Raw genomic sequence first — 26157 nt, forward strand, 5'->3', positions numbered from 1 at the left:
ATGTGCACCCCTCCTCTTTCATTGCCGCGCCTGTTGCCGGGCGAGGCCTTGCTGTACACGGTGCTGTTTTTTACTTCGCTGCTGCTGGGCATTCCTCAGGTGTTTGCCGGGCCGGTGCACGCGCTCACCGTCTATGGCGAAGCGCCGAAATACGCCGCTGATTTCCAGCACTTCGATTACGTCGACCCTGACGCGCCCAAAGGCGGTTCGATGAGCCGCGCGTCCGAGGAGATCGGCCAGTTCAACTACCTCACGCCCTATGTCGATCAGGGCATTTCCGTGAGCCAGATCGACACGTGGGTGTATGCGCCGCTGGCCTATCGCTCACTGGACGAGCCCTACACGGTGTACGGGCTGGTCGCCGAGAAAATGGAACGCGACCCCGACAATCTGTGGGTGCGTTTCTATCTGAACCCCAAGGCGCGTTTCGATGACGGCACGCCCATCACCGCCGAAGACGTGCGCTACACCTGGCAAACCCTGATCACCCAAGGCAGCTTCAGCTATCGACCGCTGTACGCCGACGTCAAGGACGCGGTCATCGAAGCGCCCGGGCAGATCCGTTTCGACTTCAAGACCGGCACCAACCGCACCCTCGCACTGGATCTGGCCAGCCTGCGTATCCTGCCCGAGCACTGGTGGAAAACCCGCGACTTCACCAAGGGCGGCGGCTTCGAACCGCCACTGGGCAGCGGGCCGTATCGGGTCTCGCGGGTCGATGCCGGGCGCAGCGTCAGCTTCGAGCGGGTCAAGAACTGGTGGGGCAAAGACCTGCCGGTCAGCCGCGGGCTCTACAACTTCGACGGGCTGACGGTGAATTTCTACGGCGACACCGATGTGGCCCGTCAATTGGTCCAGGCCGGCAACTTCGATTACAACCGCGAGTTCTCTTCGGCAGGCTATGTCGTCGGCTACACCGCGCCGAGCCTGCAGGACGGCCGTCTGCAAAAGACCATTCTGGCCAAACGCCGCCCGGTGGCCGGTCAGGGTTTTGTGTTCAATCTCGACAAACCGATGTTTCAGGACCGCCGTGTGCGCGAAGCCTTGGCCATGCTCTGGGATTTCGAGTGGGTCAACGGGCAGATCATGCGCAACTTCTATGTGCGCGACCAAAGCTATTTCCCGAAGAGCGAGATGGCCGCCACCGAGCTGCCCGATGCCCAAGAGCTGAGCCTTCTCGAGCCCCTGCGCGGGCAGGTGCCGGACGAAGTATTCGATCAGGTCTGGCGCGCACCGAAGACCGACGGCAGCGGCTACATCCGCGACAAGCAGCTCAAGGCCCTCAAGCTGCTGGCCGACGCTGGCTGGCACGCGAAGAACAACCGGCTGGTGAACGCTGCGGGTCAGCCGCTGGAATTTTCCTTCCTCGACGGCCAGGGCGGTTTCGAGCGGCTGGTGCTGCCGTACAAGCGCGTGCTGGCGCAGATCGGCATCACCCTGAATTTTCGTCGCGTGGACTCGGCTCAGTACATGAACCGATTGAACGCCCGGGACTACGACATGATCGTGGTCACGCTGCCCGCCAACGGCAATCCGATCCTCTCCCCCGGCCGTGAGCTGTACAACCTGTTCGGCTCGCAAAGCGCGCGGCAGGTTGGCAGTTCCAACGCCATGGTCCTGCGCAACCCGGCGGTCGATCGCCTTATCGATGGCCTGGTCGCGGCCAACAACCGCAACGACATGCTGCACTACGCGCGGGCGCTGGATCGGGTCCTGCTCTGGGGTTTCTACATGATTCCGAACTATTACTCCCAAGGCACGCCGGTGGTCTATGCCAACCGCTTTGGCAAACCGGCCATCGAGCCGATCTACGACGTCGGCCTGGAAAGCTGGTGGGAAATCAGCCGCGTGCCGCTGAGCAACGTGCAGATGGCCGCGCAAATGGCCGCGCGCGTGGGGCCACAAAGCACCGTGGCGAATACCTCCAAAGCGCCAATGACGGAGGGCCAGTGACATGCTCGCCTACACCCTGCGTCGCCTGCTGCTGATCATTCCCACGCTGCTGTGCATTCTGGTGGTCAATTTCCTCATCGTGCAGGCCGCGCCGGGCGGTCCCGTGGAGCAAGCCATCGCCCGGGTTCAGGGGATGAGTCCAACGGGCGGGATTGGGGGCGGCGGTGGCGAAGTCGCGGCTACGGGCGGGATCAGCCGGGGCGCCCAAGGTCTGGACCCCGAGCTGGTCGAAGCGATCAAGCACCAATACGGTTTCGACAAGCCGCTGCACGAGCGCCTGTGGCTGATGCTGACCCGCTACGTGCAGCTGGACTTCGGCAGCAGCTTTTTTCGCGGCGCCACGGTGACCGGGCTGATTCTGCAAAAGCTGCCGGTGACGCTATCCCTCGGGCTCTGGGCAACTCTGATCACGTACCTGATCTCGATCCCGCTGGGCATCCGCAAGGCCGTGCTGCATGGCAGCCGCTTTGATGTCTGGAGCAGCACGGTGATCATCATCGGCTACGCCATCCCGGCGTTCCTGTTCGCCATTCTGCTGATCGTGGTGTTTGCCGGCGGCAGCTACTGGAGCTGGTTTCCGGCCCAGGGTCTGTTCTCGGACGACTTCGCCAGCCTCTCGCCGCTGGGCAAGCTGCGCGATTACCTGTGGCATCTGGTGCTGCCGGTCAGCGCGCTGGTCATCGGCGGCTTCGCGACCCTGACCATCCTCACCAAAAACAGCTTCCTCAACGAGATCGGCCGCCAGTATGTGGTCACCGCCCGGGCCAAGGGCCTCAGCGAACAGCGGGTGCTCTACGGCCACGTGTTCCGCAACGCCATGCTGCTGGTGGTGGCGGGCATTCCCCAGGCGCTGATCGAGGTGTTCTTCGCCGGGTCGCTGCTGATCGAAACCATCTTCGGCCTCGATGGCATCGGCCGCATGAGCTACGAAGCGGCGGTGTCCCGGGATTACCCGGTGGTCTTCGGCACGCTGTTTCTGTTCACCCTGTTCGGCCTGTTGATCAAGCTGGTGGGCGACCTGTGCTACACCCTGGTCGACCCGCGCATCGACTTTTCCGCGAGGAGCGCCTGATGTTCGAGTTTTCCCCGCAAAACCAGCGCCGCATTGCCAACTTCAAGGCCAATCGGCGTGGCTGGTGGTCGCTGTGGCTGTTCGTGGCGCTGTTGGTCATCTGCCTGTGCGGCGAGCTGATCGCCAACGACAAGCCCTTGATCGTCAGCTATCAGGGCGACCTGTACTTCCCGGCCCTGCATCAGTACCTGGAATCCGACTTCGGCGGCGAACTGCCTTTCGAGCCGGACTATTCAAGCGACTACGTGCGCAGGCTGATCGCCGACAAGGGCGGCTGGATGCTCTTCGCGCCGATCCCGTTCAGCTACGACACGGTCAATTACGAACTCCGCGAGCCCTCGCCCAGCCCGCCCAGCGCGCGCAACTGGCTGGGCACCGACGACCAGGCCCGGGACGTGATGGCGCGGGTGTTGTTCGGCACCCGCGTGTCGATTCTGTTTGCGTTGGCGCTGACGGCCATCAGCACCGTGATCGGTGTGTTCGCCGGGGCCATTCAGGGCTATTACGGCGGATTGGCGGATTTGATCGGGCAGCGCTTGCAGGAGGTCTGGTCGGGGCTGCCGGTGCTGTACCTGCTGATCATTCTGTCCGGTTTCGTCGAGCCGGATTTCTGGTGGCTGCTGGGGATCATGTCGCTGTTTTCCTGGCTGGCGCTGGTCGACGTGGTCCGCGCTGAATTCCTCCGTGGGCGCAATCTGGAATACGTCAAAGCCGCCCGCGCCCTGGGCCTCAGCGACGGCGCGCTGATGTGGCGGCACATTCTGCCCAATGCCATGACCAGCACCCTCACCTACCTGCCGTTCATCGTCACCGGCGCCATCGCCACACTGACCGCGCTGGATTTCCTCGGCTTCGGCATGCCCGCCGAAAGCGCGTCCCTCGGCGAACTGATCGGCCAGGCCAAACGCAACTTGCAGGCGCCATGGCTGGGCGTCACGGCGTTCTGCGCCCTGGCGCTGATCCTCACGTTACTGGTGTTCATCGGCGAAGCCTGCCGTGACACTTTCGACCCACGGACTTGAGCGCCGCCATGACTGACCCTTTGATCCAGATCCGCAACCTGCGCGTGGCCTTCAACGGCGCCGAAGTGGTGCACGGCATCGACCTCGACATCCAGCCCGGCGAGTGTCTGGCGCTGGTCGGCGAGTCCGGTTCGGGCAAGTCGGTGACCGCCCACTCGATCCTGCGCCTGCTGCCCGCCAAATCCGTGAGCACCCAGGGCAGCATTCGCTACAAGGGCGTCGATCTGCTGCACGCCAGCGATAAAGCCCTGCGTGGCCTGCGCGGCAACCGCATCGCCATGATCTTTCAGGAGCCGATGACCTCGCTGAACCCGCTGCACAGCGTGGAGAAGCAGATCGGCGAAATCCTCGCCATGCACAAGGGCCTGAAGGGCAAGGCCGCCCGCGAGCGCACCCTGGAGCTGCTCGGCTTGGTGGGCATTCAGAACCCGCCGCAGCGGCTCAAGGCCCTGCCCCATCAACTGTCCGGCGGCCAGCGCCAGCGGGTGATGATCGCCATGGCCCTGGCCAACGAACCCGAGCTGCTGATCGCGGACGAGCCGACCACGGCGCTGGACGTCACGGTGCAGCTGAAGATTCTTGAGCTGCTCAAATCCCTGCAACAACGGCTGGGCATGTCGCTGCTGCTGATCAGCCATGACCTCAATCTGGTGCGGCGCGTTGCCCAGCGGGTCTGCGTGATGCGTGCTGGCGAGATCGCCGAGCAGGCTGACTGCCAGACGCTGTTCGCCGCTCCGCAACACCCTTACAGCCGCTTGCTGATTAACGCCGAACCCGACGGCGAACCGGTGCCCGGCGAGCACACCGAGACGCTGCTGTCGGTGGACGCGCTGAAGGTCTGGTTTCCCCTGCCCAAGCCGTTGTTGCGGCGCGAGCGGCAGTACATCAAGGCGGTGGATGGGATAAGTTTCGAGCTGTTGAAAGGTCAGACTCTGGGCATCGTCGGCGAGTCAGGGTCGGGCAAATCGACCCTGGGTCAGGCGATCCTGCGGCTGATCGATTCCGAAGGCAGCATCCGCTTTGGTAACAAGGAGCTGAGCCTGCGCAGCCAGCAGTTGATGCGGCCGCTGCGCAAGCGCATTCAGGTGGTGTTTCAGGACCCCTTCGGCAGCCTGAGTCCGCGCATGACGGTGCAGCAGATCATCGCCGAAGGGTTGCTGACCCACGGCATCGGCACCCCGGCCCAGCGTGAACAGACGGTGATCCGCGTGCTCGGGGAAGTCGGCCTGGACCCGGACAGCCGCCATCGCTACCCCCACGAATTCTCCGGCGGTCAGCGCCAGCGCGTGGCCATTGCCCGGGCGCTGGTGCTGGAGCCGGAGCTAATCCTCCTCGACGAACCCACCTCGGCGCTGGACCGCACCGTGCAAAAACAGATCATCGCCTTGCTGCGGGATCTGCAGATTCGTCACGGCCTCAGTTATCTGTTCATCAGCCATGACCTGGCGGTGGTTCACGCATTGGCCCACGACGTGCTGGTGATCAAGGACGGTAAAGTGGTCGAGCAAGGACCGGCACGGGAGATCTTCGGCAACCCGCGGCAGCCCTACACCCAGGAACTGCTGCGCGCTTCCGGGCTGGATTTCGGCGGACGGGCGTGAGCCAACATACCTTGCGACACCTACTATAATGCCCGGCCACGGCGTATCATCCCGCCCCCACGATTTCCTGCTCTGGTGCCTGTCATGACTGCCCTCCCGCTCACTTCCGAACGCCGCGGCTGGTCGTTCTGGTGGAAACCCCTGGCGTTCCTGCTGGTGGCCGCCATCGGCTTGTACTACGTCAAGTGGTCGCCGTATTACCTCAAGTCCTTCATCGCTGCCGACACCCATAACATTGGCGGCTCGATCATCAACGACAACCCGGCCACGCCGTGGGCCGCCGCTCTGGCCTATGCGCAGGTCTACTTCCTGGCGATCTGGAAAGCCGCCGTGCTGGCAGTGATCCTCGGTTCGCTGTTGCAGGTGCTGATTCCCCGGGACTGGCTGCTGAAACTGTTCGGCCGCGCCGGGCTGGGTTCGACCATTCGCGGCGGCCTGTTCGCCCTGCCCGGCATGATGTGCAGCTGCTGCGCCGCGCCGGTGGCAGCAGGCTTGCGCAAGCAGAACGTCTCGGTGGGCGCGGCGCTGGCCTTCTGGATCGCCAACCCGGTGCTCAACCCGGCGACGCTGGTGTTCATGGGCTTCGTGCTGGGCTGGGGGTTCACCGCGCTGCGACTGGTGGCGGGCCTTGTTTTAGTGATCGGTGTTTCGCTGGTGGCGCAACGCATCTCGCGTCCGGAAGTTGTGCCTGAACAGGCGCTGGAAGCGGTGGCCATTGCCGAGACGCCGGAGGAAGGCAGCCTGCTGGTGCGTTGGGGCAAGACGCTCTGGCAGTTGTTCTGGACCACCATCCCGATCTACGTCATCGCCGTGCTGATCCTGGGCGCCGCGCGGGTCTGGCTGTTCCCCCATGTTGACGGCGCGATGGGCAACAGCCTGTTGTGGCTGGTGCCGTTGGCGATCGTCGGCACGTTGTTTGTGATCCCAACGGCAGCGGAAATTCCGATCGTGCAGACGCTGCTGACGTTGGGCCTGGGCACCGCGCCGGCCGTGGCATTGCTCATGACCCTGCCGAGCGTGAGCCTGCCGTCGCTGCTGATGCTGCGCAAATCCTTCGACGCCAAGGTGCTGGTGACCGTTGGGTTGTTGACCATGCTGGTCGGCGTGGTAAGTGGGTTGGTAGGCGCCGCTTTGTTGTAAACGGGTAGATCAAGACCAAGATCAAGAGCGTCTGCCTGGGGGCAGACTGTTTCGCCTTCGGCGAGTTACTTTTAAAAAGCACCAAAAGTAACCAAAAGTGCTTGCTCTCGGTTTGGCCCTTCCTTCGTCAGGGTTCCTTCACTCCGACGACGCTCCGTGGGCCCGCGCCGAACGGACATCCATGTCCTGACGCCGCTCTCGCCGCATCCATGCGGCTCGGCCCACTGCGCGTCGTCTGCGTTCGGCCTGCACCAAAGTCGCATTTTGCGGTGTTTGAACTATCTCGGTTGAAGATCAAGATCAAGATCAAACGCAAAAGCCGAGCGCCCATGATCCTCTGATCGTGCCCACGCTCTGCGTGGGTATGCATCCCAGGACGGTCTGCGTCCATTCCCGGCTAAAGCCGGTCCCACTGAAAGTACCGCGTTCGCACTGCAGGACCGGCTTCAGCCGCGAGCTTTTCTTACCAGGCTGGGCGGATTTTCCTGCACCACGGCCAGGACGAGGTGCCGGTGAAAGCGTCACGCATTTGCCCCGCCGTTATCGTGCGCGTATCGGCGTCAAAAGCCAGCGCGGTTCGCAGGGCAGGCCAGCAACGTTTCGGTAGACGGGCTGGCGCCTGCAAGCCGACGTCGAGATGTTCATCCCGGGCCTGGGTCGAAGGCAGGTGGCGAAAGGGGTGTTTGCCGCTTGCCAGTTCGTAGATCACACACGCCACTGCGTAGATATCAGCGCGTGCCGAAAGCTGCCGGTGTTCAAGCAGTTCAGGTGCGGCGTAACCCGGCGTCCAGGCGTTGAAACGTTCGCGGCTCAGGTGCGGCAGGCCGGGCAGTGCGCCCTCCTCGGCCCTGCCAAGACCGAAGTCGAACAGGCGCACGCCCTTCTCGCTGAGCATGACGTTGCTCGGTTTAATGTCCCCGTGAACAATGCCGCAGGCGTGGGCGTACGCCAATGCGTCCAGCATGGGCAGCACGATGTGTCGCAGTTCTTTCCACGGCAGACCCAAAGGCCGCTCGCAGAGCAGTTTGTCCAGCGTCAGGCCTCGCATCAGTTCCATGGTGATGAAAGCGCGCTCGCAGGCGGTGTCGACGTGAAACCCGTGCACACGCAGCACGTTGTCATGGCGCAGGTAGCGGGTGAGGCAGAACTCGCTGTAGAGCACGGCGCTGGCGTCCGGCGATTCGACGAAGTCTTCGTTGAGGACTTTGATTGCAACGTAGGGATCGGGATCGCCGTACTGCTCGGCCAGCAGATCGCGGGCGCGGTAGACCGCTCCCATGCCACCGGCGCCAAGCAAACGCTCAATGCAGTAACGGCCTGCGAGAACGTCGGGCATCGTGCTGAAGGCCGATGGGGCCGACAGGCGAGCAGGTTCACGATTTTTCGACTGAGCGAAGGCGTAATAGGTGAGATCGCCGGGCTGGTCATCGCTGGGGGGAGCAACGAGCGCCGGTCCATCGGGATCTGTTTGCAGAGGATCAGTCATCCGCGAATCACCACCGCCGTCAGGTTATCTCGGGCCGCGCCACGCAATGCGTCATCGAAAAGGCGCTTGAGTGCCATTGCCGGCAGAGCGACGTCCAATGCGCGGCCCAGTGCATCGCTGCTCAACCCCTGATACAAACCGTCGCTGCACAGCAAGAACGCATCGCCCGGAAACACCTCAAGTTCCAGCACCTCCAGCGTCAGTTGCTCGGCAGCGCCCACCGCGCGGGTCAAGGCGTGGCCGCCAGGGTAGGCCCGGGCCTGTCGAGGATTCATCTGACGTTCGTCGATCAGCTGCTGTTCCAGCGAATGGTCCCTGGACAGCTGGTACAGCCGCTGACCGCGCCACAAATAGCAGCGGCTGTCGCCCGCCCACACGCACGCCGCCCGGTTTCCTTCCACGAGCAGTGCGACCACCGTGCTGCCGATGATGCTGTCCTGTCGGCCTGCATTGACGGTCAGCTCCTGGCCCAGCCGGCGATTCAGCCAGTGCAGGCAGTGTCTTATGCCGATAAGCCTGTCATCGAAGTTTTCGTGCACAGGCAGCTCCGCCAGACTGGCGACGATCATCTGGCTGGCGATATCGCCCCCCTGATGACCGCCCATACCATCGGCGACCACCCACAGTCCGTGCTCGGGGCACTCCAGATACGCATCTTCGTTACGTTTCCGCACCTTGCCGGTGTGGGTCCGCGCAGCGCTGCGCCAATGGCCGGCGACTGGCATCAGAGTTGTGCCGGCATACGGAAGCTGCGCAGCACGGTCATGTCAAACGGGTTCGGCGAGCGCTGGCTCGTCAACAGGTAGCTGGCACGCAGTCCCCCCACGTCGGCCTTCAGTACAAGCACGTCGCGACCCTTCAAGTCCTCGCGCTGCATCGACTCCAGCAAACGGAACAACGACCACGGCCCTGAGCTTTCTTCGATGCCCAATGGGCGGCCAGCCATTCTGTCGAGCACCAGACTGGTTCGACCGGCCTGCGCATCGGTTGGCCACTTGAATGACACCGGGACAATCGGGCCGTGGCGATACTCCAGGGTCTTGTCGCCCAGCTTGAATTCGGAACGGCTGACAGAAGAGTCCAGGGAATGAGGCTCAAGTTTGAACTGCACCTGAGGCTCGGCCGGGTTGTCCGCGAAGAACCCCTGTCGAATGACCCGAGCAGCGCTCATCTGATCGAGATACGGCCGAGAGATGGGCAAGCTTTGCCCGTCGACACTGCGCAGACGGTAACTGCCCTTCTCTCCGGTCACGAACGGCCGAAGGAATCCGTCGAAGAAGCGGTCTGCAACGCCCTGAACCTTGAAGAACTCGCGAAAGTCACCGAGTGCGACCTCGCTGGCACTGTCGGCCTTGAACGGATAACGCTTGCTGATCGCCTTGGCGTAGAAACTGTACACCTCACTCTGGTAGTGCTGGTTCACGTGTTGATAGGCGTCGCGAAGGACCAGCCGCCATGCGTCCTCGGCCAGGGTGTTGAACCACCCGCTCACCGGGCGTGGCAGGCGAATGGATGCCGCACGCAAAGTGCCCAGCGCGTCACGCTGCCCGCCCATGCGTGATTTGGCCATGTCGAACGCAGCCTGCTCCGGCGAGCTGGCCCTGCCCAGACTGGCCATTTGCATCTGCAGCTCGTTGAGCACGGCCAGAACGGGCATCAGATCTGCAGCCGGGCCGTCTTTTTCGTCGAGCAAGCGGTGCAACGGATCGAACCGGTTCTGCAGTGATTTGCGCGCGGTATCCGGGAGGGATGCACTCAGCCCTTCGGAGGCTTTACCGGACGCGGCGATCGCCAGTTTGCCGGCTTTGCCCCCCTTGTCCACCAGCAGCGCGGTGGCATCCACGGCAGTTGTCAGTGCCTCGGCGACAGGCGAGAAGCGGGTGTGCTCGCGAACTTCCCTGAGCAGGTTGATCACCGGCGAATGGGCCGACGTCAGGCCCGCCAGCTGCTCGGCACTGTCGGCAAAATCGTACGGCCCGGGCAGCTCGACCGCGCTCACCGCCTCGCCCCAGTAGTCGGCGTAATCGCGGAAGTAAAGCTGCTCGAGTTCAACCATCAGACGCCGCATGTCCATGTCGCTGAGACCGGATCCTTCGCCCAGCACCCAATTGTCCCGCAGGATATCGGCCACCACTCGGGCGCCTTGCACCGAAAAGTACTGCTCGTAGCCCTGTCGGGTATAGAACCCCGGAATCGCATAGTCGGCGCCGACGAACAGCGCCGCCTGCGGCCCGATATGCTGGTCGAAGCTGTAGTCCGGCAAGTTGCTGGCCTGCTCGCGCAGCATCCGGTAGACGACGTTCGCCAGGGACTCACCGCGCAGCACCTGCCGTGCCTGCGCCACGCGCTGATCATTTAGGACATGGACGAAGGGCAGCTCCAGCAACCGTTCGAAGTGACTGTTCAGCCCGCCTTGTGCCGCGGCGTTGCCGGGGTACAGCTCTGACCAGCCAGCGGCGACCCGTTCCTTCAGCCACGCCGCATCACGCCGGTCTTTCATGCCCAGCATCAAATAGGCACGCAGGCTTTTGAGCAGGCCCTCGCGACTCTCAAGGTTGGCGGCAATTTGCCCTTCCAGCAGCGTCGCCACCTGAGGCAGAAGCAGCCGTTCCAGCTCACGCTCGTAAGCGCCTTCGACGACCGGGTTCACCGCGTCGCCTTGATAAAGGCCACCACGTGCCTGATAACCGACCTCCCCTTTGCCCGGGAAAACCTGGGTCGCTGCATAGCCGGTGTCTAACACTTTCAGTGCTGCGAAAAGGTCATCCTGGGCCTTTTTCGCCGACCGCTGCTCGGCCCAGGTTCTGGCAAGGGCACTCACACCGTCGAGCCGTTCATAGTTGCCGGAAAAGCTCACGGCCCAGAGGCTGCCGAACAGCGCGAGTGACCCCAACGCGCCTGCATATAGAGCGCGCTGGGCCCAATGGATACGGCTGCGCTCGCGCATGTCCAGCCCGGCAAGGTCCGCCTCCGGGAAGATGACCCTGCTGAGCAGGTGATTGATGAAACGCGATCGGCCGCTGCCGAAGGTCGGCAGCGTGCCCGTGCTCATCCCCGGACTCACTCCCCTGCCGACATCGGGCGCGTGCCTGTCCTGTTCAAAGCCGGGCGCGCTGGTCAGGTAGAAGCCCCGCAAGTGGCTGGCCGACTGATAGCGATTGCCCGTGAACGCCAGTTCCACAAACATGCACACACGCTCGCCGATTCGACTGAGCTGGTGGGGGAAGTCAAGAATGCCCCCACGGCGCGATGTATCGCGTTCCTGGTGGATGCGGGTGATCACCTGACTGTTGAGCCGAACCAGCAGTTCGCCGAATTCGTTGCGCAGTACTTCAGCGTCGGTGCCGCTCTGCCCGTTCCGGAAGGTGGTACCGAGGACCTGATCACGTTCCTCACGGGTCAGTTGATCGAAAAACGCGTCGAAGCCCGGAAGGCTGTCGGCTTTGCTCAACACAAGGTAGACCGGCACCTCGACGTGCAGCTTCTGATGCACCTCCTGCAAACGGGTACGCACGTGTCGGGCGAGGATTTCGAGCTCAAGGTCGCTGCCGTGGAGCAGCGTGTCGACAGGGAGTGTGACGAGTACGCCATTCAGAGGTCGGTTGCGGCGATATCTGCGCAGCAGGTCAAGCAGTGTGCACCAGGCGCTGCGGTCGATGTCGGCACTCGGCTGGGTCAGGTAGCGACCGGCGGTGTCGACGAGCACGGCGTTGTTTCCAAAATACCAGTCGCAATGGCGAGTGCCTCGAGGGTCACGGGTGACTGTCCGCTCGACCTTGTTGAGCGGAAACTCGAGCCCTGAAAAGTCCAGCAGGCTGGTCTTGCCGCTGCCCTCGGGTCCGATCAGCAGGTACCACGGCAGCTCGGTGCGCCAGTGTTCGCTGCGGCCGCGATACAGGCTTGAGGTCTTCAGTGTTTTCAGCGCGTCCTTGAAACGTGCCGTCAGTTCAGCCTGCTCCTCGTGGATCTGATCGTCGCGCAGGAGGCGCGCCTGGCCATCCTCGCTGTCCTCGACCGCCTTCTTGCGCTCTCCGGCACGCCAGCTGACATAGACCATGGCAAGGCCCCAGAGCAGGAACAGCGAACTGATGGTCAACAGCCGAGAGGTTGAACCCTCCCAGAACTTTCGGTCGTCGACCGCGAGGGCCGGCCCGATGATCCAGACCATCAGCGCCACGAGTAATACCAGCAGCAGCGTCCACGCCCATGTCTGACGCAAAAGCGCGCCGGTTTTCTTGAAAAGGTTTTTCATCAAACGTCTCTGTTTTACGGCGGCGGCTACGATTGCGCTTGCGGCTCGGATTGCGGGTGAACGACAGGCTGATCAAACGGCTGATAAGGTTGCAGGACGGCATTGCGGTGCTCGCCCAGCACCCAGGCGAAGCCCGAATACATCACGATCAGACAGATCAGGGTGAAGCCCACCACCATCCAGGTGGGTACGATGCGCACCAGGTTGCGGCGCTGGTTGCTCAGGCCTTCCCAGTGGGGCGACAGCTCGCGAGGCGCATCTCCGCGCAGCTGACGAATTTGCCGATAGACCGCGTCGCGAATGTTCTCGAGTTCCTGCACGCCACGGGTCTGCACCCGGTAGCGGCCTTCGAAACCCAGCGACAGGCACAGGTACATCAGCTCCAGCATCGACAGATGCTTCACCGGGTTTTTCGAGAGTCGATCCAGCAGCTGGAAGAACTTTTCGCCGCCGAAAGTTTCCTGATGAAACCGGCTGAGCAGGCTCATCTGCGACCACTCGCTTTCGTTGCCCCAACCACTCGTGACCACGGCCTCATCCAGCGCCGTGCAGAGCACATAGCGAGCGCCCGCGACCTGACTGCTCTCGGCGCCGTTGTGCAGTGCGCGGGCTTCAAAGGATTTCATCACGCGGCTCAGATGCTCATGGAGCGCGCTCATGTCCTGGGGGAGGTCACCGTTCTTGAGCCGCACAACTTCGGACAACAACTCCGATGCAGCGGCCACAAGCGGGTTCATGCCGACATTGAACGTCTGCGCCGGGCGCAGATGCGCGGCGTAGATCATGCGTTCCTCCAGTTGCTCGAAGCGCGGCGGCGGCGTGGAATCCGTGATCGGCTTCGATGCCGGGCCGTGACCCTGCCGGCTGACCAGCACGGTTTTGTGGTCCTGGCTGTAATCGTTATCCCTGATCATGGCGGTCAGTTCCTGATGGCCCAGAATTTGAGCTCAAGCTCGGCGAACTCACCGGATACGTGGAACGCGAAACCGCCGGAGCGCTCGAGCTGCGTCAGGTCCTCGGCGCTGAGTTCGAGGACGAAGTAGGTTTTGTTCGAATGAAACGCAATTTGCCGCGGCGCCACCGGCAACGGGGTGAGCTTGATGCCGGGCAGGTGCAGGTTCACCAACTGGCGGATACGCTCCACCGGTGCGACCTTGAAATGTGCGGGCAGACGATGGCGCAGTTCCTCGGAGTCGCAATTGGCACTCGCCGCCAACACAAAGGAGGCCGAACCGAGCAGCGTGCGATCGTGCAGCGGAGAAACGGTGATGCCGTATTGACGCGGCTGCAGCACCAGCTCGATTAGCGTGTTGCTCCAACACCATCGACAGCATCTGCCGCAGCGCTTCCATCAACCTGCGAAAGCTTTCTCCTTGATCGCTGTGTCGATATCGGCTGTCCAGACGCGGTCGCTTGCTGTCACTCGAGAAGGTCGCCAGATCGCCCAGCAGGGTCAGCAACGCGCGGTAGAGTGCTTCCGGATGCACATGCTCCAGCCCCAGGTAATGACGCAGCAGCAGTTCGGCACGATTGATCAGTTGAAGCATCATGAAGTCGCCCACTTCGGCGCCCGCGACCGTGCCGCTGGAGCGGATACGTTCGGCAATGCTGTCGCCCCGGTGACTGAGCATGCTGATGACTTCCTTCAGGCAGGACAGCAGATAGCTGGAGGCGTGGGCCTGAAGGTAGGTGGGCACGAAATCCGGGGCGAGGCTGACCACCCCGCCTGGGGAGGTGTCGAGCACATCGCAGATCTTCAGCCTGACGTACGCGTGGTCGCTCTGCTGTTCGCCCAGCAGTAATCTGAAATCGGGACGACCGCAGCTGACCTGACACGCCGCGTCATCACCTGCATTTGAATCGGCGACTTGCGCTTCATACGCGGTGTAACGCGCCAGCACATCGGACTGCTCCGCACGCCGGGCCTCCACGTGATTGCCGGTGACCAGCGGCAACGCCAGGTAAACAGGCGTGTTGCCGGTATTGGGCGGTATGTCGAGGGCCAATGACTCTGCGTTGCCGCCCAGCTCGAACACGCTGCCGTCAGGGAGGATGCCGGACGCCTGGCTGATCACCAGTTTGCCCATATTGAGAAACGGCAGGTCGATCTCCAGCGTGAGGAATCCCCAGGCATAGCCACCCGTTAATCGAGTACGGACCTTCAACTGGTGATCGTAATAGCGGTCGTTGTGCTGGAAGTGCTGCGGACGCAGCAGCATGCCCTCCTGCCAGATGACTTTGTGAGTATTCATGGCTGGTCAACCGCCTCGGCGAGCACTTCATGTGACGGCCGAATGCCGCTTCCATCAAGAGTCAGATCGACGTCGGTAGCGGTTTGCGGTGCGAGGTAAAGCGTGGAGCGCCACGAGGCTTGTGACAGGTCGCGGTACGCCGCCACAACGCCGACATAGCGACTGTCCTTCTGCACACTGAGTTTTAGATCGACCGTTTCGCCCGGACGCAGCTCAAGCTCTTCGGTGGCGACCATGTCCGGGGCCAGGGACTCTTTGGCCCGCTCATACAGGCTGAAAAAGTCAGCGTTCTCGAAGGCCGCCGCATGCTTGAGTTCGTACAGGCGGACCACGATCGGTGACGGCCGGCCGTTCAGATCGGGGTTCAGCTGATCACTGGCCGTGAGCCTGAGGTTGAGTTTGGTCAGGTGTGAATACGGCGACAGCGTTGAGCAACCTGCCAGCATGAGGACAGCAATCAATGCAGTCAGCGTGTGTAGAAAGACGGTTGAACAGCGAAACATGCGCTTCATCCCAAGTGATCTGTATGGAGGGTGGAAATCAGACGAATTTGCTCTTCGTAGGCCTGAGCGAAGTCTCGCGCCAGCAAACGTTCGCTCCAGTCATTGTCCTGACGCAACGCCTGGTAATAGCGGCCATAGGCTCTCCAGCGACTGCCAGAGGTCGCGAGCAGTGGCGGGTTGTCGCGTTCGAATCGCAGGGTCAGTTGCTCCGGTGAAAAATGCTCAAGCGTGGCGCGGCTTGCTGCGCGACTGGCGGCGAGCAAGGCGACCTGGTGCGCCTGCACGTCATGGAAGGCTCGGCTTACCGCCAGCTCGGCGGGCAGTTGCCCGGGCTTGCCAGGTCGCAACAACGCCGACAACGCCTGGCCAGCATCGACCGCTGACTTCAGCGGGTTGCGTTGGGCGCCCTGCACGGTTGTCTGCGACAGACGCAATTCATTTTTCAGCTCGCTGCGCGTGTGCAGGTTCTGCTGCAGACCGCCGACGCACTGCCTGAGCAAACGGCCGGCATTGAGCGCCAGCGCCTCCCGGGCATCCTGATCCAGCTCGTCGAATTCGATGCCCAGCGCTTCGGCAAACCGGCTCCAGAAATCATCGGTCTGGTGCTCGACCTCACTGGCTGCAGGCGCGGGTGCCGGATCGGGCTGTGCTGCGGGATCTTCGACCAGCTCGGGCACGCGCAGGCTTTCCATGTCCACCCGCGCATAGTCCGTACGCTGTTGGCCGGTCTTGATGGTGGCGCCTGGCGAAATCAGTTCGTCGATGTCCGAGTGCGCGCGCTCCTGCTGGTCAAGCGCATTCAGCGGGTCGAGGTCCAGAAACGAGTCGTCCGGGATGATGCTGCCGGCCGCATAAATATGACCCACGTCACCGTCAAATGAGGACGGGTCACCTATGAGCCGGGCGCGCAGCTCGAAATCGCCCAGCACGTACAGACTGCCATGCTCGATGCGAACGGCTTGCCCCTTGGGCAGGCGCGCCCTGCTCTCCCCGCTCAGCACGCCATTGCTGCTGGTGTCGGTAAGATAAAACCCGCCATCGCGGTAGCTGATCGTGATGTGGTGGTGGGACACGTGCCGATTGCGATCGGGAATAACCCAGTCGCAGTCCGCACCCCGTCCGATCACGCCGCCCGCCTGCCTGAAAGTCTTCTGGCACTGCTCCACAGGCACAAACTGCCGGGCGCTCAGCATTTCGAAAACCAGTTCCATGGTCATCCTCCTGGCGGTCAGTTATCGGGGTTGGCAACCTGGGGATCACCCAGCGGGCGATAGGCGTTGTCGTTGAACGTGTAATTGCCCCTGCAGCCCGACAGGCCGCAGAGAAGAACAAGGGTCAGCAGAACAGCGTGCCGGTGACGAGCAGACATCAGAGGGTCTCCAGAGGTGAGCACAAGGCGCCGACGGTTGGCGCGATGGAAAGCGAGTGGGAAAGAAGTCGTTCATGCCTACGCATTGACTTCACCCAGATTGATATTGAGGCGGCCCAGGCGGTACAGCAGCGTGCGCCTGGGCAAGCCGAGTTCGCGGGCGGACAGGCTCTGATTACCATCGTTTTTACGCAGGCAATCGAGCAGCAAGCCGCGTTCGACCTGCTCCAGGCGTTCGCGCAGATTGAGGCGGACATCGCCAGGGGAAGCCTCCGCGCGGAGGGCGAAATGCTCGGGAAGCAATTCGCCCCCTTCGCACAGCAGAACGGCACGTTCGACCAGCCCCTTGAGCTCTCGAACGTTGCCGGGGAAGGCATAGCCGCACAGGTGGTCAAGCGCCGCGTCCGACCAGCACAGTGCATCGCGTTGCAAAAATGCGCAGGCCTTGTCGGCGAAATGTCGGGCGAGATCGACGATGTCATCGCCTCGCTGGCGAAGGGCGGGCAGCTCGATGGGGAATTGCGAGAGGCGGTAGTAAAGGTCCTCGCGAAACGTGCCTTCGCTGACCATGACCGACAAATCCCGATGGGTCGCGGCAAGGATGCGCACGTCTATCTTGTGCGTATCGTTTGAGCCCAACGGGCGTATCTCGCCCTCCTGCAGCACGCGCAGCAGCTTGGCCTGCAGCGACAGCGGCATGTCGCCGACTTCATCGAGCAACAGGGTGCCGCCGTTGGCTGCGTCGAAGAGTCCGGCGCGATTACGCAGAGCGCCAGTGAATGCCCCCTTGCTGTAGCCGAACAGCTCACTTTCCAGCAGGCTTTCAGGCAGTGCCGCGCAGTTCTGCACGATAAAGGCCTGCGAGCGACGCGGACCATAGTCGTGGATGGCACGGGCCACCACTTCCTTGCCGGTGCCTGTCTCTCCGCGCAGTAAAACGGTATACGGGCTGTGCAGGACTTTACTGATCATCGAACAGGTCTGGCGCATGGGTGCGCTTCTGCCGATCAATCCGTAGGCGCTGATGCTTGGCACACTGATGCGCACGGTTTGTGAATCATCCGTACGTCGCCTCAAGCGCTGAAGCAGGCGCAATTGACGCAGCACGAACGTGCCCAGCCGCCCCAGGGAATCGGCAAAGGCCTGCAGCTCGATATGTCGACTGCTCGCGCAGACGAGCAGGCCTTCCACCGTCTGCTGATCACTGACGATGGGCACGCACAACAGCGACTGCCAGGGCACGGCCATGGTCGGCAGAAAGCTAGTTTCGTGAAGGCTGCCCGGTAAATCGGCAAGGCACACAACGCGGTTTTGGCACAGCGCAAACTGCAGCAATTGCTCACCGTTGTAATCGGCGGGCAGGCTTTGTCCCTTACGGGGTTGCACGCTGCCGTCAAGGCACTCGGCGGTCAGGCCCAGACACGTATGGGCTGCGTCCAGAAGATAAAGCTGTGTCAGCTCGCAGCCGCTCAATTCGGCGAGTCCATGCACGAAGCCGCCCAGCAGCGCAGCATCGTCGGCGGCGCACGCAAGCCGGGCGAATTGCTCCAGCAACGCTTCTGCGTAGGCCAGCGGCTGCGGAACCTGAATGAACATCGCGCCCACCTCAGGCAAACTCGCAGGTCACGGCGGCTTCGTGATCAAGCGTTGCGTGCACAGACGTGAGACGTTGACCTGCCGCCATCGCGTCGAGCAACCGGTCAGCCACCCGGGGCACAACGTGAAGGTCCAGCAAGTGGTCGATCAGACGTGCGCCGCTGTCACTTTGGCTGCAGCGCTCAGCCAGATGATCGACCAACGCCTCGGAAAAGCTGAACGCCAGCTGACGGCGGTTCAGGCGCTCTCTCAGACTTCCCAGTTTGATCTCGATCAGTTCACGCAGCACCGAACCGCTCACCGGGTAATAAGGGACGACACGCATGCGTGCCAGCAGCGCCGGTTTGAAGTGGCTGGCGAGGACCGGACGGATACGTTCCTCAAGCACCTGCGCAGAGGGGCGCGCGCCATCGGCGCAGAGGTCATGGATGAGATCGCTTCCAAGGTTCGAGGTCATCAGGATCAGCGTGTTGCGGAAATTGATCTCCCGCCCCTCCCCGTCATTGGCCACGCCCTTGTCAAAGATTTGATAGAACAGGTTCAGCACGTCCGGATCAGCTTTTTCGACTTCATCGAGCAGGACCACGGAATACGGTTTCTGCCGCACCGCTTCGGTGAGCATGCCGCCTTCGCCGTAACCGACGTAGCCGGGCGGCGCGCCAATCAGGCGCGAGACGGTGTGTTTCTCCTGAAACTCGGACATGTTGATGGTGGTGATGAACCGCTCGCCGCCGTACAGCAAGTCGGCGAGCGCCAGCGCGGTTTCTGTCTTGCCCACGCCGCTCGGCCCGACCAACAGGAACACGCCCACGGGTGCGTCAGCGTTGTTAAGGCCGGCTGCGGTGGCACGCACCGAGCGATCAAGGGCGTGAACAGCTTGCTCCTGACCGCGAATGCGGGCACGCAGGTCAGTTGCAAAGGTGGCGACTTTGGCGTTGTGCTCTCGCGCCAATTGCGCCAGGGGCACGCCGGTCCAGGCACTGATCACTTCGGCGACAAGACGCGGACAGACTTCGAAGCTCACCAGCCGCTCCTGGGCCTGAGTCAGGGCGCGGTGAATCTCGTCACGCGCGGTTTGCAGGTCTTCGAGGCCTGGCGTTTCATCGGCATCACGGGCCTGCGCCAGTTTCTGGCGCACATCCAGCAGGCGCTCGGCCAGGCCTTTCTGTTCCAGCCAGAGGGATTCGAGCGCAAGGCGTTCTGCATCCGCAGCGCGCAGACGGTTTTCCAATGCGTCCAGTGCCGAATGATCGATGAGCAAACCGGCTTCGGCGTCACGACGCAACGCCTGACGCTCGCGGCTGCCTTCAGCCAGTTCGTTGCGCAGACGCTCAAGAGGTTGTGGCGCGGCGGCGAGGCTGATGCGAACGCGGGCGCACGCCGTGTCGAGCACATCGACGGCCTTGTCCGGCAACTGGCGGCCGGCGAGATAGCGAGCAGACAACTCAGCGGCCGCCACCACTGCGTCGTCCCGCAAATAGATGCCATGGCTCCGTTCGTAGACGGGAGCAAGGCCCCGCAGAATGGTCACTGCCTCATCGACCGTCGGTTCGTGCAGCCGCACCGGCTGAAACCGACGGGCCAGTGCCGGGTCTTTCTCGAAGTATTTTTTGTACTCGCTCCAGGTGGTCGCCGCGATGGTGCGCAGTTCGCCGCGCGCCAAGGCCGGCTTGAGCAGGTTGGCCGCATCGGAACCGCCCGCATCGCCTCCGGCCCCAATCAGGGTGTGGGCCTCGTCGATGAATAATATGATCGGCCTGGGCGACGCCTTGACCTCGTCGATCACGCCCTTGAGGCGACGTTCGAACTCCCCTTTGACACTGGCGCCGGCCTGCAACAGCCCCATGTCCAGCGACAGCAGCTCAACGCCCTTTATGGCCTGCGGCACTTCCCCTGCGATGATGCGCGACGCCAGCCCTTCAACGATCGCCGTCTTGCCGACACCGGCCTCACCCACGACGATCGGATTGTTTTTCCGCCGGCGAGCGAGAATATCCACCATTTGCCGAATGGCGTCGTCTCGGCACAGCACCGGGTCGAGTTTGCCGTCCCGGGCCTGTTGGGTGAGGTTATGGGTGAAGCGCATCAGTAATGACTCGCCGGCCGCACCATGTTTGCCTGTGTCTGAGTGCACCTTCTGCGACAAGGCGAAAGCTTTCAGTCGCTCGAGATTCAGTCGGGCGAGCAATGCCTGATAACGGCTGCCTGCGTAGCGCATGGGGTTGCGCAACAGCGCAAGGATCAGCGCCCCTTGCTCAACCTGGGTCTGGCCCAGTTCAAGGCTGGCCGCAAGCAACGCATCCTGCAGCCACTGCACCAGTTCCGGCGCAAATACCGGGTTGCGGGACGCGCTGTTTTCCAGCCGCATCTGCAACGCGGCGCCGAATTCGCCCGCGTCCACACCGGCATCCTGCAGTGCGCGGAACAGCAGGCCCTGTGGGCGCTCCAGCAAGCACAGCAACAGGTCCTCGACAAGGACCTTGCTGCCGCCGCGTCCCACACAGCGTTCGGCGGCGTGCTCAAGGTCGCGACGGCTTTCGGCGTCGAGCGCCTGAATAAGATGTTGCAGGTTGACGTTACTCATCGTTCGGCTGTCCTTAATGATTGACTACCCAGGGTCACCATGCCGTCCGCACGTTCGCGGCCCAGCCAACTGGTCCATCCCAGGCGACATGCGTTCTGTCCGGCCAGGCGCAGTTCGCGAATTTCTTCCTGACGCAGCGCCAGGCGGACGTCGTAATCAAGTGGGTCACGCAGCGTGAATCGCACCAATGCGCACAGCGGCTGGTAACCCGTGCCGATTGGCAGGAACTCGTGGAAACGCTGCCAGCCAAGCTCTCGGACATGAATGCGGAATTTGCCACTGCGGTCGCGAACGTGTTCGCCGAGCACCAGGTCTTCCCCCAACTGGCTATTGGTTCGGCCAAGGCTGTTGCGTTGCTCTTCGAGAATGCCCACGCGACGCTCCATGCACTGTTCGATCGTCAGCTCGGCATGTTTGAAGTAGTACCGCAGCACCGCCTCGATCAGCGCTGCCGAATGTGCGCGCAGGCTGAGCAACCCCAGGTACGGCAGCAGGCGCTTCCAGTTCAGCTCCCGCGCACTTCGAATCTCCACGCTGCCCAGTCCGATCAGCGAGAACAGCTGCGACGAAAACGGATCGGTTGCGCCGCTTTCAAAACAGGCGCGGTAGCGATATTTCTTCCAGATCGGCAGCATCAGCCGATGCAGGCGATGGTGAAACAGATCGAGGAACTGGCGGGTCGGATTCCCCTCCTCGTTGTCGCCCAGTGCCTGCTCGCTATAAAACGCAGGCAAGGGTGATCCGGACCCGAAAAGGCCCAGCGGGTTTAAGCGCAGGCGCGCGCGCATCAGCCCGGACTCTTCAAAAAACTCCACACGGTCCACATCACTGCCCGGAAAGCCCAGGCTCGGGTTGGCCTGGAATTCCAGCAGGTCGTACAAGTCGTCATCGTTCAGATGCGGGTGCGCAGTGCGCAGCCGGTCGATGACCAGCAAGACGGCCTGAAACAGCGAGTATTCGCGTATGCCTTGGATCAGCCCGCTCAAAGCAGGGGCTGCAGGCCCATACGGGGTGTCCATCGGTACACCTCTCCCTGTGTGCTCTTCACGCGCAGCTCGTGATACGAATTAAGGCTGGCGTAAAGCGCAAAAAACTCATTGAGAACAGAGGCGAACACGAACACATCGCCCTCGCCGATATAGCCTTGCGGGTCGATGGTCAGCTCGGTGCGCAATCCGCGTACCGGCAGCCCTCTGTGCAGCCGGTCGACATGCTGGTGCCTGATCGACTTGAGCCCGCCGAGCAGGCGCTTGCTCACCTTTTCTGCGTGGGGGTCGTAATAGCGAGGCAGGTCGTATGTTTCGAGGATCACCTTCAAGGCGTTGACGTCCGCCAGGGACAGGTAGTTAAGCGACATATTGCTGATCAGCTTCCACAGAAAGTCCCGGTTCAGCGGCGGCGCATAACTGGGTGTGGCCGGGGTGATATTGCGGAAGGTCAGAAATTCCGGTGTCTGCTCGCAGGCGATGCAAATGTCACCCAGCTTGAGCCTGCGCGGCAGGTTCTGATTGGTGCACATCATCTCGACCGACAGCGTTTCAGAGGCTTCGGTGTGACGGATGCCGAAGCTCAGATAGGTGTCGAGGCCATCGTGCAGCGACGATGAACGCTGGCGAATGCTGTAATGGGCACGGCGGTTCGGCACATCGAAACTGGGGTCATGCTCGAAGGATTCGAAGGGCACGTAGGCCTCGTAACCCAAGCCCCCGGGCTTCCAGCCGATCACGGATTCGACCGAAAACACGCCGCAATTTTCCGGGCTGTAGAGCGACGGCATCAACAGGTACTCGTCCTGTCTGCCCTCAAGGCGTATCGGCGAGGCATCATGCTTGAACAGATTCACGATGGGCGTGCAATGAAGCTTCACGTTGTCCAGCGTCGGGCGCAGCCGCAGGACGCCGCTCTTGCGAATGTCGAAACGCAATGCAAGCCCGCGCACTTGTTTGAGCCTGGCTTCCGGCAACCCGGCGAGCACGTTCAGGCCATTCACGTCCACGAACAGAAACTTGTCCTGGAAGGCGAAGTACTCCTGCAGGTAGCGATAGCCGCGAAAGGTATTCAGCGGATACGGAATCAGCGCTTCGTCTTCGGCAAACCCAACGGGCTGGACACGATCCCCAGGCACTTTGAATGCCAAGGGCATTCCGTTAACGCCGTGTAGGGACTTGCCGTCCCCGTCCAGCGGCACCAGTTCTATGCTCTCCAGATTGCGCAGAAGGCTTAGATAGAGCATCTGGCTGATGTAGCGCTCGCCAGCAAAATGCAGGCGCAAACGGCTTAATTCCAACTCACCAAAATGGCCTTCGCCGCTCATCTCCAGACGCAAACTCAACAGCGAGCCCTCGCCCTTGACCGAGTACGTCAGTTCCACCAGATCCAGCGCCTGGACGTCGGTTGGGTAGCACGTGCGAAAGCGGCACTGCACGCCATCGATCGGCACGCTGTCCACCGGCGTATCCCGCTCTACCCTCAGCGCAGGCCCTGCCAGCTTCAAGGGGTCAAACTGGAGAATGCTGAAGGCCGGCAGTGGCTGCATGTAATTGGGCCACAGCAGTTGCATCAGCGAATGGCTGAGCTCAGGCAGCTCGTCATCGAGCTTCTGCCGCAGGCGTCCGGTCAGGAACGCAAAACCCTCCAGCAACCGTTCCACGTCCGGATCTCGCCCGGCCTGCCCCAGAAAAGGCGCTAACGCCGGACTGCGCTCGGCGAATCGACGACCTAACTGGCGAAGCGCGGTGAGTTCGCTTTGGTAGTAGTGGTTAAAGGACATGGCATTACCTTCGGGCAGAGCTGTTTGGTTCAAGGGTGGGCGTGCGGAAACACCGTCTGCTGGCGCCTTATGTCATCAGTGCAACCCCAGGCAGCGGGTTCCTGACATCAGGTTTTTCTGTGGTTGACCTGTACCTGACCGCCACCCTCCAGACGTGCCGCGAAAGTCACCTGACGCTTGAAACCCTCAACTTCCAGCCACCCTTCGATCGTGAAGGCGAGGCGAAGCGGGTCGTTGTCGTGGGGCAGTGAGACAACCCGGACGCTGCTGAGACGGGGCTCGTAGGTTTCGATGAAGACCTCGATAGCGAGCCGTGCCTTCGTCAGAGCGTCATGAAGGCTCAACCGCATGTCATTGAGATCCGGCAGCCCGTAGTCCGAAAGCGTCTGAACGCTGCCCGCCCGGGTACTGAGCATCTTGGCCAGATGGGCAGCCACCGACGCCGTCGCAGCGTCTTCGCGGCTCCAGCCGACGCGCTTGTCTGCGTCGCCACCCAGGCGTTCGAAAAGGCTGCCGTATCCAGTCATGCATCGAATCCCTTCACTCTTTGTCCAGCTTGCCCACCAGCGACAGGGTGAAATCGGCGCCCATGTATTTGAAATGCGGGCGCACGTTCAGGCTGACGCGATACCAGCCGGGCTCGCCTTCCACGTCACTGACGATGATCTGCGCGGCACGCAGGGGACGACGCCCACGGACTTCAGCGCTCGGGTTCTCCTGATCGGCAACGTACTGGCGGATCCATTTGTTCAGTTCAAGCTCCAGGTCGGTGCGTTCTTTCCAGGAACCCAGCTGCTCGCGTTGCAGAACTTTCAAATAGTGAGCAAGACGGTTGACGATCATCATGTAGGGCAGCTGGGTGCCGAGTTTGTAGTTCAGCTCCGCCGCCTTGCCTTCCGCGCTGGTGCCGAAAAACTTCGGTTTCTGTACCGAGCTGGCGGAGAAGAACGCCGCGTTGTCTGAGCCCTTGCGCATGGTCAGGGAGATGAAACCCTCCTCCGCCAGTTCGTATTCACGCCGATCGCTGACCAGTACTTCAGTAGGGATCTTGGTTTCGATTTCACCCATGCTTTCGAAGTGATGCAGCGGCAAATCCTCGACTGCGCCACCGCTCTGCGGGCCGATGATGTTCGGGCACCAGCGGAATTTGGCGAAGCTGTCGGTCAGCTTCGTACCGAAGGCGTACGCCGTGTTACCCCACAGATAGTGCTCATGGCTGTTGGCAACGGTTTCCTTGTAGACGAACGACTTGACCGGGTTCTCTTCCGGGTCGTACGGGTTGCGCAGCAGGAAGCGCGGTACGGTCAGGCCGACGTAACGGGCATCTTCCGACTGACGGAAGCTCTGCCATTTGGCGAACTGCGGGCCCTCGAAATGATCCTTCAAGTCTTTCAGGTCTGGCAGGCCGGTGAAGCTTTCCAGGCCAAAGAATCTGGGGCCGGCGGCGGCGATGAACGGCGCGTGGGACATGCAGGCGACGCTGGAAACGTACTGCATCAGCTTCACGTCCGGTGAACTTGGGGACATGAAGTAGTTGGCGATGATCGCCCCCACAGGCTGCCCACCGAACTGGCCGTACTCGGCGGTGTAGATATGTTTGTAGAGGCCGGCCTGCATGACTTCGGGCGAGTCTTCGAAATCTTCCAGCAAGTCCTCTTTGGACACGTTGAGGATTTCAATCTTGATGTTCTCGCGGAAGTCGGTCCGCTCGACCAGCAATTGCAGCCCACGCCAGGAAGACTCCAGAGACTGGAAGTCCGGGTGGTGCAAAATTTCGTCCATCTGGCGGCCAAGCTTGGCATCGATTTCGGCGATCATGCGGTCAACCATTGCCTTCTTGACCGGCTCACCCGCGTTTTGGGGTTTGAGCAGCTCTTCGATAAACGCCGACACGCCGCGCTTGGCGATGCCATACGCATCCTCGTCTCGAGGCAGACGGGTTTCGGCGATGATGCTGTCGAGAATGCTGAACTCGCCGGATTCTTTGCTCTGCTGCTGAGCAGGTGTAGTACTCATGATGTTGGTTCCTTGGCGGATGGACTCAGGTGTCCTGGGCGGCTGCGTTCAAACCCAGCTCGCCGAGCACGCGACCGCGGGACTCGTCGTTGGCGAGAACGCCTTCGATGGCTTTGCGAAAAGCGGGCGCATTACCCAGCGGTCCTTTGAGCGCCACCAGGGCGTCGCGCAGTTCCATGAGTTTTTTCAGTTCGGGTATCTGGTCAACCAGCGAGGCCGGATTGAAGTCCTTCATCGACTTGACGTGCAGTTGCACCGCCAGCTCTTCGTTGCTCTCAACCTCCTGCAGACGGTTTGGCACGCTCAGCGTCAGGCTCAGGGCCTGTTTCGCCAGCACCTCGTCAAACGTCATCTTGTCGATGCTGATGGGCTTGCGCTCTTCGACTTTTCGCTCGTCTTTACGCAGGGTGTAATCACCGATTGCGAGCAGCTTCAGCGGCAGCTCGATCTCTTCCTGCGCACCACCCGTGGCGGGTTTGAACGTGACATTGATGCGTTCTTTGGGGGCTACCGATCCTTCTTTGGCCATGGCCGTTCTCCT

19 protein-coding genes and 1 pseudogene are annotated in these 26157 nt (G+C 62.0%); 5 read left to right on the forward strand and 15 right to left on the reverse strand.

Annotated elements, in window-relative coordinates; all coding sequences use genetic code 11:
- The 5 genes from ACQKEN_RS08980 (at nucleotide 1) to ACQKEN_RS09000 (ending at nucleotide 6788) form a co-directional block, all read left to right on the forward strand.
- Nucleotides 1-1953, forward strand: a complete 1953-nt coding sequence (locus ACQKEN_RS08980; protein WP_427685158.1) for an extracellular solute-binding protein — start codon at nucleotides 1-3, stop codon at nucleotides 1951-1953.
- Between the two features lies 1 nt (nucleotide 1954).
- Complete coding sequence (locus ACQKEN_RS08985) at nucleotides 1955-3025, forward strand: microcin C ABC transporter permease YejB (protein WP_427685159.1); 1071 nt, start codon at nucleotides 1955-1957, stop codon at nucleotides 3023-3025.
- Nucleotides 3025-4047 (forward strand): ABC transporter permease, encoded by a 1023-nt coding sequence (locus tag ACQKEN_RS08990; protein ID WP_427685160.1) that lies wholly within the window; start codon nucleotides 3025-3027, stop codon nucleotides 4045-4047. The genes ACQKEN_RS08985 and ACQKEN_RS08990 overlap by 1 nt, the downstream gene beginning before the upstream one ends.
- A gap of 8 nt (nucleotides 4048-4055) precedes the next feature.
- Nucleotides 4056-5648: an ABC transporter ATP-binding protein gene (locus tag ACQKEN_RS08995; protein ID WP_427685161.1), complete on the forward strand. Its 1593-nt coding sequence runs from the start codon at nucleotides 4056-4058 to the stop codon at nucleotides 5646-5648.
- Between the two features lie 84 nt (nucleotides 5649-5732).
- Nucleotides 5733-6788 carry a permease gene (locus ACQKEN_RS09000; protein WP_427685162.1) on the forward strand — a complete coding sequence of 352 codons (1056 nt, stop codon included), beginning with the start codon at nucleotides 5733-5735 and terminating at the stop codon, nucleotides 6786-6788.
- A gap of 463 nt (nucleotides 6789-7251) precedes the next feature.
- Here ACQKEN_RS09000 and ACQKEN_RS09005 read toward each other — a convergent pair whose 3' ends face one another.
- From ACQKEN_RS09005 to tssB, 15 genes and pseudogenes are all read right to left on the reverse strand, one after another.
- Nucleotides 7252-8274 (reverse strand): serine/threonine-protein kinase, encoded by a 1023-nt coding sequence (locus ACQKEN_RS09005; RefSeq protein WP_427685163.1) that lies wholly within the window; start codon nucleotides 8272-8274, stop codon nucleotides 7252-7254.
- Nucleotides 8271-8999, reverse strand: a complete 729-nt coding sequence (locus tag ACQKEN_RS09010) for a PP2C family protein-serine/threonine phosphatase (protein WP_427685164.1) — start codon at nucleotides 8997-8999, stop codon at nucleotides 8271-8273. Before ACQKEN_RS09010 ends, ACQKEN_RS09005 begins: the two co-directional genes overlap by 4 nt.
- Nucleotides 8999-12526 (reverse strand): type VI secretion system membrane subunit TssM, encoded by a 3528-nt coding sequence (gene tssM, locus ACQKEN_RS09015; protein ID WP_427685165.1) that lies wholly within the window; start codon nucleotides 12524-12526, stop codon nucleotides 8999-9001. Before tssM ends, ACQKEN_RS09010 begins: the two co-directional genes overlap by 1 nt.
- Before the next feature lie 26 nt (nucleotides 12527-12552).
- Entirely contained in the window at nucleotides 12553-13440 is an 888-nt protein-coding gene (icmH, locus tag ACQKEN_RS09020; RefSeq protein WP_427685166.1) for a type IVB secretion system protein IcmH/DotU, read from the reverse strand.
- A gap of 5 nt (nucleotides 13441-13445) precedes the next feature.
- Nucleotides 13446-14778: pseudogene (gene tssK / locus ACQKEN_RS09025) on the reverse strand (type VI secretion system baseplate subunit TssK).
- A complete protein-coding gene (gene tssJ / locus ACQKEN_RS09030; protein ID WP_427685248.1) occupies nucleotides 14775-15281 on the reverse strand; it encodes a type VI secretion system lipoprotein TssJ in 507 nt (168 codons plus the stop codon). The pseudogene tssK and the gene tssJ overlap by 4 nt, the downstream one beginning before the upstream one ends.
- 5 nt (nucleotides 15282-15286) lie before the next feature.
- A complete protein-coding gene (tagH, locus tag ACQKEN_RS09035) occupies nucleotides 15287-16492 on the reverse strand; it encodes a type VI secretion system-associated FHA domain protein TagH (protein ID WP_427685167.1) in 1206 nt (401 codons plus the stop codon).
- Nucleotides 16493-16509: 17 nt separating this feature from the next.
- On the reverse strand, nucleotides 16510-16650 hold the full coding sequence (locus tag ACQKEN_RS09040) for a type VI secretion protein (protein ID WP_427685168.1): 141 nt from the start codon (nucleotides 16648-16650) through the stop codon (nucleotides 16510-16512).
- A 78-nt stretch (nucleotides 16651-16728) separates the two neighbouring features.
- Nucleotides 16729-18246 carry a sigma-54 interaction domain-containing protein gene (locus ACQKEN_RS09045; protein WP_427685169.1) on the reverse strand — a complete coding sequence of 506 codons (1518 nt, stop codon included), beginning with the start codon at nucleotides 18244-18246 and terminating at the stop codon, nucleotides 16729-16731.
- A 10-nt stretch (nucleotides 18247-18256) separates the two neighbouring features.
- Nucleotides 18257-20830 (reverse strand): type VI secretion system ATPase TssH, encoded by a 2574-nt coding sequence (tssH, locus tag ACQKEN_RS09050; RefSeq protein ID WP_427685170.1) that lies wholly within the window; start codon nucleotides 20828-20830, stop codon nucleotides 18257-18259.
- Nucleotides 20827-21849: a type VI secretion system baseplate subunit TssG gene (gene tssG / locus ACQKEN_RS09055; protein WP_427685171.1), complete on the reverse strand. Its 1023-nt coding sequence runs from the start codon at nucleotides 21847-21849 to the stop codon at nucleotides 20827-20829. The genes tssH and tssG overlap by 4 nt, the downstream gene beginning before the upstream one ends.
- On the reverse strand, nucleotides 21813-23600 hold the full coding sequence (tssF, locus tag ACQKEN_RS09060) for a type VI secretion system baseplate subunit TssF (RefSeq protein WP_427685172.1): 1788 nt from the start codon (nucleotides 23598-23600) through the stop codon (nucleotides 21813-21815). Before tssF ends, tssG begins: the two co-directional genes overlap by 37 nt.
- 107 nt (nucleotides 23601-23707) lie before the next feature.
- Nucleotides 23708-24127 carry a type VI secretion system baseplate subunit TssE gene (tssE, locus tag ACQKEN_RS09065; RefSeq protein ID WP_427685173.1) on the reverse strand — a complete coding sequence of 140 codons (420 nt, stop codon included), beginning with the start codon at nucleotides 24125-24127 and terminating at the stop codon, nucleotides 23708-23710.
- Nucleotides 24128-24140: 13 nt separating this feature from the next.
- Nucleotides 24141-25616: a type VI secretion system contractile sheath large subunit gene (gene tssC, locus ACQKEN_RS09070; RefSeq protein WP_237259679.1), complete on the reverse strand. Its 1476-nt coding sequence runs from the start codon at nucleotides 25614-25616 to the stop codon at nucleotides 24141-24143.
- Nucleotides 25617-25641: 25 nt separating this feature from the next.
- Nucleotides 25642-26145, reverse strand: a complete 504-nt coding sequence (gene tssB, locus ACQKEN_RS09075; protein WP_427685174.1) for a type VI secretion system contractile sheath small subunit — start codon at nucleotides 26143-26145, stop codon at nucleotides 25642-25644.
- Nucleotides 26146-26157: the final 12 nt, after the last annotated feature.

Source organism: Pseudomonas sp. NPDC078416 (assembly GCF_050268485.1).
Classification (GTDB): Bacteria; Pseudomonadota; Gammaproteobacteria; order Pseudomonadales; family Pseudomonadaceae; genus Aquipseudomonas.